Source organism: Herbidospora daliensis (assembly GCF_001570585.1).
Classification (GTDB): Bacteria; Actinomycetota; Actinomycetes; order Streptosporangiales; family Streptosporangiaceae; genus Herbidospora; species Herbidospora daliensis.
The window spans coordinates 1,294,169-1,309,816 of the sequence record NZ_BBXF01000001.1; the positions used below are offsets into that span (position 1 = coordinate 1,294,169).

Consider the following 15,648-nt stretch of genomic DNA (forward strand, 5'->3'; position numbering starts at 1 on the left):
CCACGTAAAAACAGAACGTAAATACGGCCCGGCGCGCATATCGCACGCCGGGCCGTATTTACGGATATCCGTTAGTCGAGGTAGTCGCGCAGCACCTGCGAACGGGACGGGTGACGCAGCTTCGACATCGTCTTCGACTCGATCTGGCGGATGCGCTCGCGCGTCACGCCGTAGACCTTGCCGATCTCGTCGAGGGTCTTGGGCTGACCGTCGGTCAGACCGAACCGCATCGAGACGACGCCCGCCTCGCGCTCGGACAGGGTGTCCAGAACGCTGTGGAGCTGCTCCTGGAGCAGCGTGAAGCTGACGGCGTCGGCCGGGACGATGGCCTCGGAGTCTTCGATCAGGTCACCGAACTCGCTGTCGCCCTCCTCGCCGAGGGGGGTGTGGAGCGAGATCGGCTCGCGGCCGTACTTCTGGACCTCGATGACCTTCTCGGGGGTCATGTCGAGCTCGCGGGCCAGCTCTTCGGGCGTGGGCTCGCGGCCCAGGTCCTGGAGCATCTGGCGCTGCACGCGGGCCAGCTTGTTGATCACTTCGACCATGTGGACCGGGATGCGGATGGTCCGCGCCTGGTCGGCCATGGCCCGGGTGATCGCCTGCCGGATCCACCACGTGGCGTAGGTCGAGAACTTGTAGCCCTTGGTGTAGTCGAACTTCTCGACGGCGCGGATCAGACCGAGGTTGCCCTCCTGGATCAGGTCCAGGAACAGCATGCCGCGGCCGGTGTAGCGCTTGGCCAGCGAGACCACCAGACGGAGGTTGGCCTCCAGCAGGTGGTTCTTGGCCCGGCGGCCGTCTTCGGCGATCCACTCGAGCTCGGCGCGGACGTCGACGGGGAGCTGGTCACCGTCGGTGCCCAGCTGCTCCTCGGCGAACAGGCCCGCCTCGATGCGCTTGGCGAGCTCGACCTCCTGCTCGGCGTTGAGCAGGGGGACCTTGCCGATCTGCTTCAGATAGTCCTTCACCGGGTCGGCGGTGGCGCCGGCGGCGGCGACCTGCGCCACGGGGGCGTCATCGTCGTCGTCGGTGAGGATCAGGACTTCTTCTTCGACCTTGGCGACGACTTCGGCGCCCTTGGGCTCTTCGGTCGTCTCCTCTTCGGAGTCGCCCTCGCCCTCGGACTCCTCGGACTCGACGTCGACTTCGACGTCTTCGATGTCCTCGATGTCGAAGTCTTCGATGTCGACGTCTTCGATGTCGTCGTCGTCTTCGGACATCTCGGCCGACTTGGGCTTCGAGTCGGCCTTGCCCGCGGGGGTCGTGGCGGGACCCGTGGCCGGTGCGTCGGCCTTGGGCTTCGCGGCGGGGGCGGTCTTCTTCGCGGACGCGGTGGGCTTCGCAGCCGGGGCGGCCTTCTTGGCGGCCGGCTTCTTCGCGGCCGGAGCGGGCGCCGGATCGGTCACCACGGCGGTGACGGTCTCGGGCTGCGACTCCTTGGCGGCGGCGGCCTTGGTGGACGTCTTCTTCACGGGCGCGGCCTTGGTGCGGCTCTTCGCGGGGGGCTTCGCCTTCTTCGGCCCCGCGGAGTCTTCGGCGGTGAGCCTGACGATGATGCCCTCTTTGCTGAGGCTACGCAGGATTCCGGCGACTTGCGGTACCGGAATGTCCGCTTCCTCGACGGCCCGGCGGACATCCTCGGCTTCGAGGAAACCCTGCGAGCGCCCACGCTCGAGGAGCTGCTGAATCACTGGCTCGTTCAGCTCCGACGGCTTCGAGCGAGTCGAACTTGCAGGCGACACGAACACCTCTCGAACGAACGCATGGCGAGAATGGACCCAGGTGGTTGCTTCTTTTCCGATGGCGAGGCCGCGCGGAGGGCGACAAACCATTCTGGCACGCCGCGACACCCCGTACGGCCACCTCCGGCCGGTTGCCCTCCACCCTAGGCCGACCGAGACACTGGTGCGTACGGAAGCCGGTCACCGATACCCGAAAGCAACCGTTATGACTGATTCATTCAGTCACTCTTCGTGGCAGCGGGGACATGAACCGCAAGCACCGTGACGTCATCATCCTGTTCATACCCGGACAACATCCGGTCCACCAGGAAATCAAGCAACATATGGGGACTTGTCAAGATCTCCTCAGGGGCTTCCGCGACGACCGCGGAGAGCTCCCGCAGGCCCGCGTCCAAGCCCCGCTTGCGGTTTTCGACGAGACCGTCGGAGTAGAGCACCGCCGTGTGGCCGGGCGGCACGGCGAACCGGAACTGCTTGCGGCTGGTGGCCCAGCCCAGAGGGGTGCCGGGCTGGTCGCTCTCCTGGAGGATCGCGGTGCCCTGCGGGGAGACCAGCAGGGGCGGCGGGTGACCCGCGAGCGCGAGGGTGCCCTCGCCCGTGGTGGGCTCGACGACCATGTAGGCCAGCGTCGTGACCTGCTCTTCTTCCTCGGTCGCCTCGAAGACGCGGTCGAGGCCGGTGAGCACCGCCGCGGGCGGCGGGTTGGTCAGCGCCAGGGCCCGCATCGCGTTGCGGATGCGGCCCATTCCGGCGGCGGCCTTGACGCCCTTGCCCATGACGTCGCCGACCACGGCGGCCACGCGGCCGTCTTGGAGCACGAAGGCGTCGTACCAGTCGCCGCCGACCTGGACGTGGCGCGAGCCCGAGCGGAAGCGCTGGGCCAGCACGAGGCCGCGCACGACCGGCAGCCGCTCGGGCAGCAGGCTGCGCTGGAGCGTTTCGGCCGTGCGGTGCTCGCGCTCGAACAGGGTGGCCCGCTCGACGGCCAGCGCGCACTGACCGGCCAGGGCCTCCAGGAACACCCCGTCTTCCTGGGAGATCTTCTGGGGGCGGGTGAAGGAGAAACGGAGCGCTCCCAGCGCGCGGCCGGCGGCCAGCAGCGGGAGGCCCACCCAGGCCCGTTCCTGGGTGTGGGCGAGGAAGCCGTTGATCTGGTCGGTCTCGCCGCCGGCGTCGGTGAGCTGGGCGCGCAGGCTGTCGGGCGACTCGGCGAAGACCGGCCGGCGGCTGTTCACGGCCATGGTCATGACGCTGGAGCGCGACAGTGAGATGTCCTCGCCGGGGGCGCCGCCCGCGTCGGGGATCGCGCCGGAGTTGATCACCTTGAGGGTGCCGCGGTCGGGGTCGAGCAGCGCGACGGCGGAGTGGTCGGCGGCCAGGGCGGTGCGGCCGACGTCGATGATGACCTGGACGACCTGCTCGACCGTGAGCGCCTCGGCCAGTATTGCCGTCGCGCCCTGGAGCCGGGCGGTGCGCAGGGCGGCGGCGCCGAGCTGGTCGGTCAGGCGGCCGCGCATCTCCTCGGCCTCACGCTGGGCGGTGACGTCGGAGTTGGCGCCGACCCACTCGACCACGCGGCCGTGGCGGATGATCGGGACGGCCCGCACCTCGAAGTCGCGGTAGCCGCTGGCGCGGGTGCGGACGCGGTAGCTCCACTCGAACATGGTCCGGCCGCGCAGGGCCTCGCGCCAGGCCTCCTCGGCGGCCGGGCGGTCGTCGGGGTGGACGGCGTCGAGCCAGCCGTGGGCGAGGTACTCCTCCAGCCCCTGGCCGGTGATGGCGCGCCACTGCGGGGCGTCTTCGACGACCGCGCCGCTGGGCGAGGTGATCCAGACGAGCTGCTGCTGCGACTCGACGAGCGAGCGGTAGCGCTCCTCGCTGCGGCGCAGGTCTTCTTCGGTGGTCTGGCGCTCGGTGACGTCGACGCCGAACAGGGAGGTGCCGATCGCGGCGCCCTCGTCGTCGTGGAGCGGGAAGAACGAGATGGTCCAGTGGCGGGCGTCGCCGTTCTCGGCGCGGGTGCGAAGGCGCTGGTCGGTGACGGGAAGACGGTCGTCGTTGATCCTGCGCAGCGCGGAGTCGATCACGGTGGCCAGGTCGGCCGACAGGATGTCGGCGGGGAGGCGGTCGATATGCCGGTCGACAGCGATCCCGGTCAGCTCGGTAAAGGTCGAGTTGACACGGACAAAACGGCCAGTGGTGTCGAAGAAGGCGAAGGCGTAGGGAGCCTCCGACATGAGGCCCTTGAACAGGGCAGAGTCTGAGATGTCCAAACCCGACTCCCGGGGACGGGGCACGGAGGTTTCGGCGCTCATGGTCGGCACCTCCGTCGCGTGCCAGGGTCTCCCACGAGGCACATCTCCATAACTGTATTGAGTAGCGCAGTGCTGCCCTACATCATCGGCGATGGGCACGCGCGGACGGAAGCCCCGCCCGGCATGCGGTCAACGCATCCTGTCAAAAAAGCGCCACCTCGCGCAGCAAGATCTGACTTACTTTTTGGCGGCCTTCTTCGCTTCCTGCTTGGTCGCCCGCACTTTGGCGAGGCTGCCGGCGTCGACCACGTCGGCGACCGACCGGAACGCCCCCTCCTCGCCGTAAGCCCCCGCGGCCTCGCGCCAGCCCGGCGGCTGCACGCCGAGCTGTTTGCCCAGCAGCGCCAGGAAGATCTGCGCCTTCTGCTTGCCGAACCCGGGAAGGCCCGTCAGGCGGCGCAGCAACTCGGCTCCGCTGCCCGCGTCGGCCCAGACCCGCTCGGCGTCGCCATCGTAGTGGTCCACCAGATGGGCCGCCAGTTGCCTGATCCGCCCGGCCATCGAGCCGGGATAACGGTGCACGGCCGGTTTCGCCGAAAGTATCGCGGCGAAGGCCTCCGGGTCCATCGCGGCGATCTCATGGGCGTCGAGATCGTGGCCCAGCCGCTCGGTGATCGTGTAGGGCCCCTGGAAGGCCCACTCCATGGGGATCTGCTGGTCGAGCAGCATTCCGATGAGCAGGGCCAGACCACTGCGTCCGAGGAGTTCGTCGGCCTCGGGACGCTGTGTTAGCCGGATGTACATGTTTCCAGCTTCGCACGCGTCACCCGGGTGTGTTTGGCTCATGTAACAAAACCACGCGGAGGGTTGACACCAGCGCGGAAAGTTATGGAATGAGAGACGGCACTTTCGCCCGACAACCGGTGCCCCACCGAGCACCGGAATTCCCACATTCAGCGAGGATGCCTGCCTCTATGCCTACTCTCGCCACGAGCTCCACAGCCGCCACGACACGCGCTGGAACACGTGAGGCCGTCACCGCCCGGCTCGCCGAGGAATTCCTCACCGTCCCTTTGGTCACCGTCGAACGGTGCGTCGACGACGTCTGCGCCTGCACCGAGCACCTCGGTGTCGACGTCACTCCCGTGAGCATCGAACGCATCGCCCGGGAACACCTTCTCGCCCTGGTCAACTCCGCGCCTCCGAGCAGGAGATAAATAACGGGGTAGTCACCGGGCCGCGTTACGGTGCCTTTTGGCGTCGTAATGCGAGAAGGTAGAACAGTGAGTCGAAGACGGAGACGAGATCCCCGGGAAAATCCGCCGGACGACGTCTTCGCGGAGATGCTCCTCGCGGCCCGCGAGCTGCTCGCCGTCAGGAGTCCGCTGGACGCCGAGCTCATGGTGTCCGACATGCTGGGCGCCTGGTGGGGGAAGCGGCTCCGCGGCGGCGACGTGGAGCAGATCCTCGGAGAGGGCCTCGTCGACTACGCCGCCAAGGCGGGCACCCCCGCCGCGCTCACGCTGCTGATCTCGGTCGCCTACCTCGGCACCGCCCGGCAGGCCGCCAAGGCCGAGGGGGCCGCGCTGGCCCTCATGGAGTCCGACGTCGCCCGTCCCGGCTGGGCCGACCGCGTCGGCGCGGTCAAGCCGCAGGGCTGCTACGTCTCCCGCGACGTCTACGGCGACCAGGACACGGTGGTCAGCACCTTCGCCTACAACGGCGACGACACCCACGCGCTGGTGCTCGTCGTCGACTACAACATGCGCGGCATGGCCCGCGACGCCTGGGTCTCCACGCAGGTCGACAAGCTGCTGGAGCAGGCCGGCCTCGAAGCCGCGGGCAACCCGATGTTGCGGTTCGAGGAGATCGAGCCGCAGCAGGCGCGGGCGCTGCTCGAGTTCGCCATGAAGGCGGCCAGGGAAGAGGCCTACGACCGCAAGGCCCCCAAGGTCGTCAGCGACAGCTACTCGGCCTACCACGCCTTCGCCCGGTCGCGGATCAAGGCGCTGCCCCCCGGGCGCAAGCGGCCGGCCCCGGCCCACTCCGAGGCGCCGTACACGAGGGAGCGGCGGGCCATGCTCGGCGCCGAGTTCCTGGCGAGCGACGCGGCCGAGAACCTGAGCGACCCGTCGGCGGCCTCGCGCTGCGCCGACCACATCATCGACTACGGCTGCGACCAGGATTTCGGCCGTCCGCATCGGGTCAGCCCGGCCAAGTGCGAGACGTTCCTGCTCGACTGGCTGCCCCGCAAGATCATGCTGACCCCGGCCGAGCAGGACGCCATGCCCCACGTGCTGGCCGCCTGGGTGCGCTTCGCGGGCTCCCGCATCGGCCTGCCCGACCAGGCGATCAGGGCGACCCTCGACGCGGTGTGGGAGGCGACCGCCCGGTTCAGCGTCGCCTACCGCGACCCGACCTCGTTCGGGCTCGACCGGGAGCTGGTCGAGCGGCTGCTGCCCGACGGCGACCTGTCCGCGCTGGCGCGGCGGGCGTTCGTGTTCCCGGTCCTCCAGGGCATGTACGGCGACGTCGAGCTCGACCGCCTCAACCCGGCCGACGAGGCCGACCGGCGCATCCTGCTCGAAATGGACCACGCCGGGGAGTTGTCGCGGCCCGACTTCGCCGAGCACCTGGCCTGGCACGAGGAGATCGCCAAGCGCCTGTGGGACGGCGACCCGCCCCAGATGTGGGAGGCGGCGCAGCGCCTGATCGACCTCGGCCACGACCGCCACGACGTCTTACACGTGCTGATCGAGATCGCCGAGCGCATCGGCGACCACCCCGACGAACTCGCCGCCGCCCTCGACGACATCGCCGACATCCCCGACGAGCCGCCCATCTAGGCTGGGGATCATGACGATCGACCTGAACGCCGACCTCGGCGAGGGGTTCGGGGCCTGGAAACTGGGCGACGACGACGCTCTCCTGGAGATCGTCACCAGCGCCAACGTGGCCTGCGGCTTCCACGCGGGCGACCCCCTGACGATCCGCCGGGTGTGCGAGGCGGCGGTCGCCCGGGGCGTGGCGATCGGCGCCCAGGTCTCCTACCGCGACCTGGCGGGGTTCGGGCGGCGGGAGATGGACGTCCCGGCCGAGGAGCTGCGGGCCGAGATCCTCTACCAGCTGGCCGCGGTCGACGGGATCGCGCGGGCCGTCGGCGGGCGGGTGACTTACGTCAAACCGCATGGAGCGCTCTACAACCGGGTGGTCTGGGACCCTGTGCAGGCCCGCGCCGTGGTCGACGCGGTGACCGACTACGGCCCGCTGCCGGTGCTGACCCTGCCGGGGTCGGCGGTCCACGGGCTGGGCGCGCCGACCGTGGCCGAGTGCTTCGCCGACCGCGCCTACACGCCCGAGGGCACGCTGGTGTCCCGGCGCGAACCCGGCGCGGTCCTGCACGATCCCGGCGAGGTGGCCGCGCGGGCGGTCCGGATGGCCCGCGACGGCCTGGTGACCGCCGTCGACGGCTCGGAGGTGCGGGTGGTGGCGCGGTCGATCTGCGTCCACGGCGACACCCCCGGCTCGGTCGGCCTCGCCCGCGCCGTCCGCGACGCGCTCGCCGACGCGGGCGTGACCGTCGAGGCGTTCGCGTGATCCGGCGCGTGGGCGAACACGCCCTGCTCGTCGAGACGGGCTCCCTGGCCGCCTCCCACCGCCTCGACGCCCGCCTGCGGCTGCTCGTCGACGTGGACGAGATCGTCCCGGGCCCCGAGACGGTGCTGGTCGTCGGCGGCCGCGCCGACCAGCTGATCCCGCTGATCGAGCAGCTCGACCACGGCCCCGTCCACGACCTCGACGGGGAGACGGTCGAGATCCCGGTCGTGTACGACGGCGCCGACCTCGCCGACGTCGCGGCGCTGGCGGGGATCTCGGTCGACGAGGTGATCGCCCGGCACACGGGGTCGGAGTTCGTGGCGGGCTGGCTGGGCTTCGCGCCCGGGTTCGCCTACCTGGTGGGGCTCGACCCCTCGCTGCACGTCTCCCGGCTCGACCGGCCCCGGACCGCCGTGCCGGCCGGGGCGGTGGCGATCGCGGGGGCGTACTCGGCGGTGTATCCGGCGGCCTCGCCGGGCGGCTGGCGACTGCTCGGGCACACGACACTCCCGGTCTGGGACGTGACCAGCGACTCCCCTGCCCTGCTGAAGCCGGGCACCCGGGTCAGGATGGTCGCGACGTGACCGAACGACGAGATCACGAAATTTCCGGCGGGGGCAGTCAAAGGCCCGAGTTGTCCGATGCCGAAGAAACCAAGGACAGCACAGGCCCGGATCACGCAGCCGGTCATGAGCCCGGGTTGTCCGGTGCGGAAGAACACAAGGTCAAAGCAGCTTCGAATCACGAAATTTCCGGCAAGGGCAGTCACGAGACCACGTTGTCCAGTGCTGAAGGAATCAAGGACAGCGCAGGCCCGAATCGCGATATATCCGGGCGGAGCAAGTTCCCGGGAGGTCGCGACGGCCGGGACCACGGGGTGGCCTCTGTTGTCGAGGTCGTCGTTCCGGGTCCCTACGCGACCGTTCAGGACTTCGGGCGGCGGGGGTTCGCCCATCTCGGTGTCCCCCGGTCCGGGGCGGCCGACCTTCCGAGTCTGCGGCTGGCGAACCGGCTGGTCGGGAACGCCGAGGATGCCGCCGCGGTCGAGCTCACCTTCGGGGGCGCTGTGCTCAGGTTCGCCCGGGGGGCGTGGGTGGCGTTGACCGGGGCGCCGGTCCGGGCGTCCAGGGGCGGGATGTGGGCGCCGTTCTGGGTGCCCTCTGGCGAGACCCTTGAGATCGGGGTGCCCTACGAAGGGCTGCGGACCTACGTCGCGGTGAGGGGCGGGATCTGGGTGCCTCCCGTGTTGGGAAGCATGTCGACCGACTCGCTCTCGGGGCTCGGGCCGGCGCCGCTCGAACCGGGAACGGTCCTGGCGCTCGGGGAGCCGGTGTTCGGGTTGCACGCCGACGTCGCGCCGCAGCGGTCCATCTCGGCCGAGCCGACCGTCGGGGTGGTGCGCGGGCCTCGTGACGACTGGTTCACCGACGACGGGTTCGCCACGTTGTGCGCGGGGGCGTACAGGGTGAGTCAGGACAGCAACCGGGTCGGGGTGCGGCTGGCCGGGACGGCGCTGCGGCGGGCGCGGGCTGGGGAGCTGCCCAGTGAGGGCATGGTCGCGGGGGCGATCCAGGTGCCGCCCGACGGGCAGCCGATCGTGTTCCTGGCCGACCATCCGCCGACCGGCGGCTATCCGGTCATCGGCGTGGTCGCCTCGGCCGATCTGCCGAAGGTGGCTCAGCTCAGGCCCGGTGACCGGCTTCGGTTCCGGGCGGTCAGATAGGGGTCACCACCACTTTCAGGGGCTTGCCCAGGACGTCCACGACCTTCTCGGCGGCCTGTTCCACGCCGGGGGCCTGCTCCAGCATCGTGGCGGTCAGCACGCCGTCGCGGGCGTCCCAGGTGCCGACGACGCGGCCCCGGTGGACGACGACCGGGGAGATCCACCCGGCCGTGCGGCTGACGGCCGCCTTCGCCGCCGCCGGGAGGAGGGGCTCCAGGTCGCGGGGGGCGCCCATGACGTATTGGTCGAAGCCGGGCAGCAGGAAGGTCTCCTCCGACGGGCGGGTGGCCATCAGCTCGTCGACGTGTTCGGGGAGGACGGACAGCTCCCTCCCCTCTACGGTGATGGTCGCGGGGGCCAGGTCGGCGAACCATCTGCGCAGGACCGCGCGGCGGGTGAGGCCGCGGAACAACCATCCGTCGAAGGCGGCCATGTCGGCGGGGCCGTGGGCGCCCAGGAAGGCGCGCAGCAGCTCGACGCCGCCCTCTTCGGCCGACATCTCCCCCACCTTCGGCGGCGCGGTGAAGGTCACCTTGCCGCCGCGCGGCACCCCGTGGCAGAGCTCGCCGAGGAAGCTCAGCGGCTTGAACAGCTGGCCCCAGCCGGAGGCCATCTTCTCGCGCAGGTGCTCGTCGCCGGTCACCTCGATCACGGCGTCGACCAGCTCTTCCCTGGTCAGCGGCCCCGCGGCGAGCGCCTCGGGCACCGCGCCGATGATCGCTTCGAGCTCGGCGGCCGACACGCCGCTGCCGCGATACCAGGACGGTTTGTCCCAGTAGCGGAGGGTGCCCAGCACCGCGCGGTAGACCGGCCACGACGCGGTCGGCAGCAGGTGCAGGGTGCCCCTGATCGACCACGTCTTGATCAGGGTCTGGTCGGTGTGCAGGGCCTGCTCGATCTCCGGCCCGGCCGGGCGGCCGAGCCGGAGGGAGAGCGCCAGCTCGGCCGAGGACGCGACCTGGGCCTGCACGCCGCAGAGCCGTTCGGCCACGGCCACCGCGCCGGGGCCGGGAGAGGTCACGAACTGGCGGCCGAGCCGCCACGCCAGCACTTGGGGCCACGTCAGGTCCATGGCCCGCACGCTAGCGGACGGCTACGACACGAATCCGATGTCGGCGTAGTCGAGGTCGCGGAACCCGCGCGCCCCGACGTTGGCCAGCTCGGCGTCGACGGCCACGGTCTGCGGCCGCTGGTAGAGGGGCAGCACGTTGACCTCGCGCCACACCAGCCGGTCGGCCTCGTTGACCAGCTTCAGCGCCTTGGCGGGGTCGAGTTCGGCCATCGCGGCCCGCAGCTTGGCGTCGATCTCGGCGTTGCCGCTGCGGCCCAGGTTGGCGTTCCACGAGATGTCGTCGCCCTGGGAGCGCACGCCGTCGGCGTAGGTGCCGTAGGAGGCCGAGACCGGGAAGGGGGTGCCGACGTACGAGAAGGGCGCGATGTCGTAGTTGCCGGGGATGACGTACTTGGTGAAGAAGTCGTTGCTCGGCACGGTCTCGATCGTCAGCTTGACGCCGAGCTTCGCCAGCATGGCCTGGGTGATCTCGCCCTCCGAGCGGGCCAGCTGGAGGCCCGACGGGATGACGAAGCGCAGGTCGAGCTGCTTGCCGGCCTTCTGGCGGACCGCGCCGCTCATGCGCCAGCCGGCCGCGTCGAGCAGCGCGCCGGCGCGGGCGGGGTCGGGGCCGGCCAGTTCGCCCGCGTTGGGGCGGTAGCCCTGCTGGCTGTTCATCAGGAAGTGGTTGTCGAGCAGCGTGACCGGCCAGTTGAGGCCCTTCAGGTCGCTCTTGGCGATGACCGCGCGGTCGATGCCGAGCGCGATGGCCTGGCGGACCCGGATGTCGGTCAGGATCGGGCTCTCGCCGTTGAAGGTGAAGTGGCGGAAGTCGGGACCGGCCGCCTGGCGGACCACCGCGCCCTCGGCCGACTTGGCGCGGGAGAGGTCGGCCGCCGACGGGCCGATGTCGAACACGTCGAGCTCGCCGTTGGCGAAGGCGGCGACGCGGGCGTCGGACTCCAGCCCGCGGAACACGATCGCGTCGAGCTTGGCGGGCTCGCCCCACCACTTCTGGTCGCGGTTGAGGGTGATCGTCTTGGCCCGGGTGTCGAAGGCGCCGAACCGGAACGGGCCGGCCGTGGCCGGGATCTTGCCGACCCAGCCGGCGTTGAAGTTCTGCGGCGAGGCGGTCGCGCTCTTGGGGTAGAGCGGCGCGAACAGCGAGCGCCAGTCGCCGAACGGCCGCGCGAAGGTGACCACGACCTGGAAGTCGTTCCTGCCCCTGGCGACCGAGGCGATGTCCTGGTAGCCGGTCACGTTGGCGACGTGGAAGGCCGGGTCCTTGCCGCGCAGCGCCCGCCACTGGGCGTCGTAGTCGGCCCAGGTGATCGGCTGGCCGGTCGACCAGCGGGCCTTGGGGTTGAGGGTGTACGTCACGACCTGCTTGGGCGAGGTCGCCGTCACGTCGGCCGCGGCCACGTAGTCGGGGTCGAGCGCGGGCACCCCGTGTTCGTCGGCGCGGAACGGGCGGGGCATGAGGGCGTCCATGACGGTCTTGACGTTGGTGTGGTTGCCGTCGATGTGGTTCTGGTTCCACTGGGCCGGATATTCGGTCAGGCCCCAGCGGAGGGTGCCGCCGGTCTTGAGCTTCTCGCGCGCGGTCAGGTTGAGGTCGGCCGCGGTGACCGGGGCGGCCTGCTCGCCGGGTGCTCCCGGCTGGGCCGCGCAGGCGGCGGTCGTCAGGGCCAGTAGCAGGGCGCATGCGCGTTTCACGGTGCTTCTCCTGGATGGTGGTGGCAGGCGGCTCCCGAGTCGCCGCTGATCTCGGGTTCCTCGGTGACGCAGCGGGATCTCGGGGCGGCGGGGAGCTCGGCGTACAGGGGACAGCGGGGGCGGAAACGGCAGCCGGCAGCGATCTTCGGGTCGTCGTCGCGCAGCGTGGAGGCGCGCAGCAGGGCCTTGGTGTAGGGGTGGCCGGGGGCGGTGAACACCTGGTGGGCCGGGCCGATCTCGGCGATCCGGCCCCGGTACATGACCGCGACGCGGTCGGCGATGCGCCTGATCAGCGGCAGGTCGTGGGCGACGAACAGGTAGGAGAGGCCGCGTTCGGCGCGCAGGCTCTCCAGCAGCACGATGATCTCGGCGCGGATGGTCGGGTCGAGCGCCGAGACGGGTTCGTCGAGCACCAGCACCGCCGGGTCGAGCGCGATGGCGCGGGCGATGGCCACCCGCTGGCGCTGGCCGCCCGAGAGGTGGACGGGGTGGCGCGCCGCGTAGGCGGGCGGCAGCCCCACCTGGGCCAGCAGTTCGGGCACCCGCCCCGCCGAGCGGCCGTGGGTGACGAGCGGCTCGGCCACGATCGCGCCGACGGTCATGCGCGGGTCGAGCGAGGCCGACGGATCCTGGAAGACGATCTGCAGGTCGCGCCGCACCCGCCGGCGCTCGCGCCGCGACAGGGTGGCGGTGTCGCGGCCGAGCACGGTCACGCTGCCCCGCTGCGGCCGGGCCAGCGCCATGATCTCCATGAGGAGGGTGGTCTTGCCCGACCCCGACTCGCCGACGAGCCCGAGGGTCTCGCCCGACCGCAGGTCGAAGCTGACCCCGTCGACCGCCTTCACGCCGGGATGGTGGCGCACCAGGTCGCGCACTTCGAGCACGGTCCGCACCGGCCGCGCGGCCGCGGGCCGGTCGTCGGCCTCCATCGCCGCGATCAGGCTCTTCGTGTACGCCTCTCTCGGCGCCCGCAGCACCTCCTCGACCGTCCCGGTCTCGACGGTCAGGCCGCGCCGCAGCACGTGGACGCGGTCGGCGGCCCTGGCGACCACGGACAGGTCGTGGGTGATGAGCAGCAGCGCCGCACCGGTCTCGCGCTGCGCGGTCTTCAGCACGTCGAGCACGTGGGCCTGGACGGTCACGTCGAGCGCGGTGGTCGGCTCGTCGGCGATGAGCAGGTCGGGGTCGTTGGCGATGGCCATCGCGATGAGCGCGCGCTGGCGCATGCCGCCGGAGAACTCGTGGGGGTAGGACCTGGCCCGCTGGTGGGGGTCGCGGATGCCGACCAGGTCGAGCAGCTCCACCGCCCGCCGCGCGGCGACCTTGCGCGGCACCCGCCGGTGGGCCCTGATCGCCTCGGCGATCTGCGCCCCGACGCGGTGGACGGGGGTGAACGCCTGGAGCGGGTCCTGGAACACGATGGCCATCGCCCGGCCGCGCAGCGCGGTCAGCCGCTTCTCCCCCGCGGTGGTGAGCTCCTCGCCGTTCAGCCGGATCGAGCCGGTCGTGGACGCCGTGCGCGGCAGCAGCCCCATCACGGCCAGCGCGGTGGCCGACTTCCCGGAGCCCGATTCGCCGATGAGCCCGAGGACCTCGCCCCGGGCGACGGAGAAGCTCAGCCCCCGGACCACGGGCGTGGCCCCGAAGGAGACGGACAGGTCGGTGACGTCGATCACGCGCACGCTCGCAGGGCCGGGTCGAACCGGTCGCGCAGGTCGTCGCCGACCAGGTTGACCGCGACGATCAGGGCGATGAGCAGCCCGGCCGCCCACCAGAAGGTCCAGGGGGCGTAGAGGGCGGTCGGCGCGCCGTCGGCGATCAGCGAGCCGAGCGAGACGTCGGGCGGCGCCACCCCGAAGCCGAAGTAGGACAACGAGGTCTCGGCGAGGATCGCCGCGCTGACGTTCACGGTGGCGTCGGCGACCAGCAGCGAGGCCAGGTTGGGCACGACGTGGCGCAGCACGATGCGGTGGGACGGCACGCCCATGAACCGGGCCGCTTTCACGTATTCGCGGTCGCGCATCACGATCGTGACCCCGCGCACCGCCTTGGCCGTCACCATCCACATGAACGCCGTCAGCAGCACGACCAGGGCGATCCAGTCGTCGTGCCCGGAGGAGACGACGGCCACGACGAGGAAGGCGGGCAGCACGAGCAGCAGGTCGGTGACCCACATCAGGGTGCGGTCGACCCAGCCGAGGAAGTAGCCCGCGAACGCGCCCACGAGCGCCGCCACGGTCGTCGCCGCGACCGCCACCACGAACCCGATGAGCAGCGACTTGCGCAGCCCCAGGAGGGTGAGCACGAGCAGGTCGCCGCCGGAGGCGGTCGTACCGAACGGGTGGTTCGCCGAAGGCGGCTGGAGGAACGCCTCGAAGTCGCGGTCGGCGGCCGTCCACGGCACCAGGATCGGGCCGAGGACGGCGAGCGCGGCGAGGAAGCTGAGCAGCGCCAGCCCGGCGATGCCGGTGGCCGAGAACATGCGCGGCCGGGCCTCGGGGCGCGCCTCGACCGGGGTCGACAGGTCGGGGAAGCGAGACGCGGACGGCCGAAGGCCGGTCGTGGCTCGCGTTGTGAATCTGCCCCAGAGACTGGCGCTCATCGGGCCCTCCCGGGGTTGAGCACCCGCTGGAGCACGTCGGCGGCGACGGCCGACAGCAGCAGCGCGGCGGCGGCCACGGCGGTGATCCCGGCGACGGTGTTGACGTCGCTGGTCTGGATCGCGGTGATGAGGCGCTGTCCGAGGCCGGGGCGGCCGAAGACCGTCTCGGTCACGGTCGAGCCGACCAGCAGCGCGCCGAAGGTGAAGGTCAGGTAGGTGGTCGTGGGGATCAGCGCGGTCCGCAGGGCGTGCCGGACGACGACCGTGCGCCGGGGCAGGCCCTTGGCGCGGGCGGTGCGCACGTAGTCGGCGTCGAGCACGTCGAGCATCGCGTTGCGCTGGTAGCGGCTGAAGACCGCCGCCAGCGGCAGCGCGAGGGTGAGCGCGGGCAGCACCAGATGTCGCAACCGGTCGAGCGGGCCGCCGTCGCCCTCGCCGCTGACCATCAGGAACCGGGTGCCGGTCGCGTCGTTGAACCGGATCGCGCCGATGATCAGCACGTTGGCCAGCACGACCGCCGGCACCGCCAGCAGCAGGAACACCACCCCGCCCGACAGCCGGTCGAACCAGCGGCGGTGGTGGACGGCGGCCAGCGTGCCCACCGTGAGCCCGAGCAGCGCTCCGACGAGCAGCCCCGCCGTCACCAGCCGCAGTGTCACCCCGGCGCGGTCGGCCAGGTCGGCGCCGACGCTGAGGCCGTCCCACGTGCGGCCGAAGTCGCCGCGCGCGACGCCGGAGATCCAGGTGAGGTAGCGGTCGAGCAGCGGGTCGTGGTCGTTGAGGTTGACCTCCGACAGGGCGGCGTCGACCACGGCGACCGGCGGCGCGGGGGTGCGGCCGGCGTAGTTGGCCCGGGGATCGAGGGTCACGGCGGCCAGCAGCCACGCCAGGCTGGAGGCGACGACGATCAACGCCGTGTAGTTCACCAGTCGCACCATGATTCCCACCACCACCTCGCGTCA

At 71.2% G+C, this 15,648-nt stretch carries 13 protein-coding genes; 5 read left to right on the plus strand and 8 right to left on the minus strand.

The features are described 5' to 3' along the window. Window positions 1-71: 71 nt before the first annotated feature. The 3 genes from AW274_RS05230 to AW274_RS05240 form a co-directional block, all read right to left on the minus strand. Window positions 72-1,742, minus strand: a complete 1,671-nt coding sequence (locus AW274_RS05230) for an RNA polymerase sigma factor (protein WP_062430141.1) — start codon at window positions 1,740-1,742, stop codon at window positions 72-74. Window positions 1,743-1,960: 218 nt separating this feature from the next. After that, the gene (locus AW274_RS05235; protein WP_062334779.1) at window positions 1,961-4,057 is read right to left on the minus strand and encodes a SpoIIE family protein phosphatase; all 2,097 of its coding nucleotides are present in this window, start codon (window positions 4,055-4,057) and stop codon (window positions 1,961-1,963) included. Window positions 4,058-4,234: 177 nt separating this feature from the next. After that, a complete protein-coding gene (locus tag AW274_RS05240; RefSeq protein ID WP_062429848.1) occupies window positions 4,235-4,801 on the minus strand; it encodes an HhH-GPD-type base excision DNA repair protein in 567 nt (188 codons plus the stop codon). A gap of 170 nt (window positions 4,802-4,971) precedes the next feature. On the opposite strand from AW274_RS05240, the gene AW274_RS05245 reads away from it, so the two are divergent. From AW274_RS05245 to AW274_RS05265, 5 genes are all read left to right on the plus strand, one after another. Beyond that, window positions 4,972-5,214, plus strand: coding sequence for a hypothetical protein (locus AW274_RS05245; RefSeq protein WP_062429850.1), 243 nt, complete (start codon window positions 4,972-4,974; stop codon window positions 5,212-5,214). 126 nt (window positions 5,215-5,340) lie between these two features. After that, the gene (locus tag AW274_RS05250) at window positions 5,341-6,843 is read left to right on the plus strand and encodes a hypothetical protein (RefSeq protein WP_062429852.1); all 1,503 of its coding nucleotides are present in this window, start codon (window positions 5,341-5,343) and stop codon (window positions 6,841-6,843) included. Between the two features lie 10 nt (window positions 6,844-6,853). After that, window positions 6,854-7,594 (plus strand): LamB/YcsF family protein, encoded by a 741-nt coding sequence (locus tag AW274_RS05255; protein WP_062429854.1) that lies wholly within the window; start codon window positions 6,854-6,856, stop codon window positions 7,592-7,594. Further along, window positions 7,591-8,178, plus strand: coding sequence for a 5-oxoprolinase subunit B family protein (locus AW274_RS05260; RefSeq protein WP_062429855.1), 588 nt, complete (start codon window positions 7,591-7,593; stop codon window positions 8,176-8,178). The genes AW274_RS05255 and AW274_RS05260 overlap by 4 nt, the downstream gene beginning before the upstream one ends. 293 nt (window positions 8,179-8,471) lie before the next feature. Continuing rightward, window positions 8,472-9,317 (plus strand): 5-oxoprolinase subunit C family protein, encoded by an 846-nt coding sequence (locus tag AW274_RS05265; RefSeq protein ID WP_062429857.1) that lies wholly within the window; start codon window positions 8,472-8,474, stop codon window positions 9,315-9,317. Here the strand turns inward: AW274_RS05265 and AW274_RS05270 are convergent. Genes AW274_RS05270 through AW274_RS05290 form a run of 5 tightly spaced genes read right to left on the minus strand, consistent with a single transcriptional unit; the run spans window position 9,310 to window position 15,624 of the window. Continuing rightward, on the minus strand, window positions 9,310-10,389 hold the full coding sequence (locus AW274_RS05270; protein WP_062429858.1) for a DNA glycosylase AlkZ-like family protein: 1,080 nt from the start codon (window positions 10,387-10,389) through the stop codon (window positions 9,310-9,312). The two genes, AW274_RS05265 and AW274_RS05270, sit on opposite strands and share 8 nt — an antisense overlap. 21 nt (window positions 10,390-10,410) lie before the next feature. Continuing rightward, the gene (locus tag AW274_RS05275) at window positions 10,411-12,084 is read right to left on the minus strand and encodes an ABC transporter family substrate-binding protein (protein ID WP_083973838.1); all 1,674 of its coding nucleotides are present in this window, start codon (window positions 12,082-12,084) and stop codon (window positions 10,411-10,413) included. After that, on the minus strand, window positions 12,081-13,766 hold the full coding sequence (locus AW274_RS05280) for a dipeptide ABC transporter ATP-binding protein (protein WP_062429861.1): 1,686 nt from the start codon (window positions 13,764-13,766) through the stop codon (window positions 12,081-12,083). The genes AW274_RS05275 and AW274_RS05280 overlap by 4 nt, the downstream gene beginning before the upstream one ends. Beyond that, window positions 13,757-14,686 (minus strand): ABC transporter permease, encoded by a 930-nt coding sequence (locus AW274_RS05285; protein WP_232319981.1) that lies wholly within the window; start codon window positions 14,684-14,686, stop codon window positions 13,757-13,759. Before AW274_RS05285 ends, AW274_RS05280 begins: the two co-directional genes overlap by 10 nt. After that, on the minus strand, window positions 14,683-15,624 hold the full coding sequence (locus AW274_RS05290; protein WP_232319982.1) for an ABC transporter permease: 942 nt from the start codon (window positions 15,622-15,624) through the stop codon (window positions 14,683-14,685). The genes AW274_RS05285 and AW274_RS05290 overlap by 4 nt, the downstream gene beginning before the upstream one ends. Between the last annotated feature and the right edge of the window lie 24 nt (window positions 15,625-15,648).

Coding starts and splice junctions, on each gene's coding strand:
- AW274_RS05250 (WP_062429852.1), top strand. CDS start 5,341: ATGCTCCTCGCGGCCCGCGAGCTGCTCGCCGTCAGGAGTCCGCTGGAC.
- AW274_RS05270 (WP_062429858.1), bottom strand. CDS start 10,389: ATGGACCTGACGTGGCCCCAAGTGCTGGCGTGGCGGCTCGGCCGCCAG.
- AW274_RS05235 (WP_062334779.1), bottom strand. CDS start 4,057: ATGAGCGCCGAAACCTCCGTGCCCCGTCCCCGGGAGTCGGGTTTGGAC.
- AW274_RS05290 (WP_232319982.1), bottom strand. CDS start 15,624: ATGGTGCGACTGGTGAACTACACGGCGTTGATCGTCGTCGCCTCCAGC.
- AW274_RS05255 (WP_062429854.1), top strand. CDS start 6,854: ATGACGATCGACCTGAACGCCGACCTCGGCGAGGGGTTCGGGGCCTGG.
- AW274_RS05245 (WP_062429850.1), top strand. CDS start 4,972: ATGCCTACTCTCGCCACGAGCTCCACAGCCGCCACGACACGCGCTGGA.
- AW274_RS05240 (WP_062429848.1), bottom strand. CDS start 4,801: ATGTACATCCGGCTAACACAGCGTCCCGAGGCCGACGAACTCCTCGGA.
- AW274_RS05285 (WP_232319981.1), bottom strand. CDS start 14,686: ATGAGCGCCAGTCTCTGGGGCAGATTCACAACGCGAGCCACGACCGGC.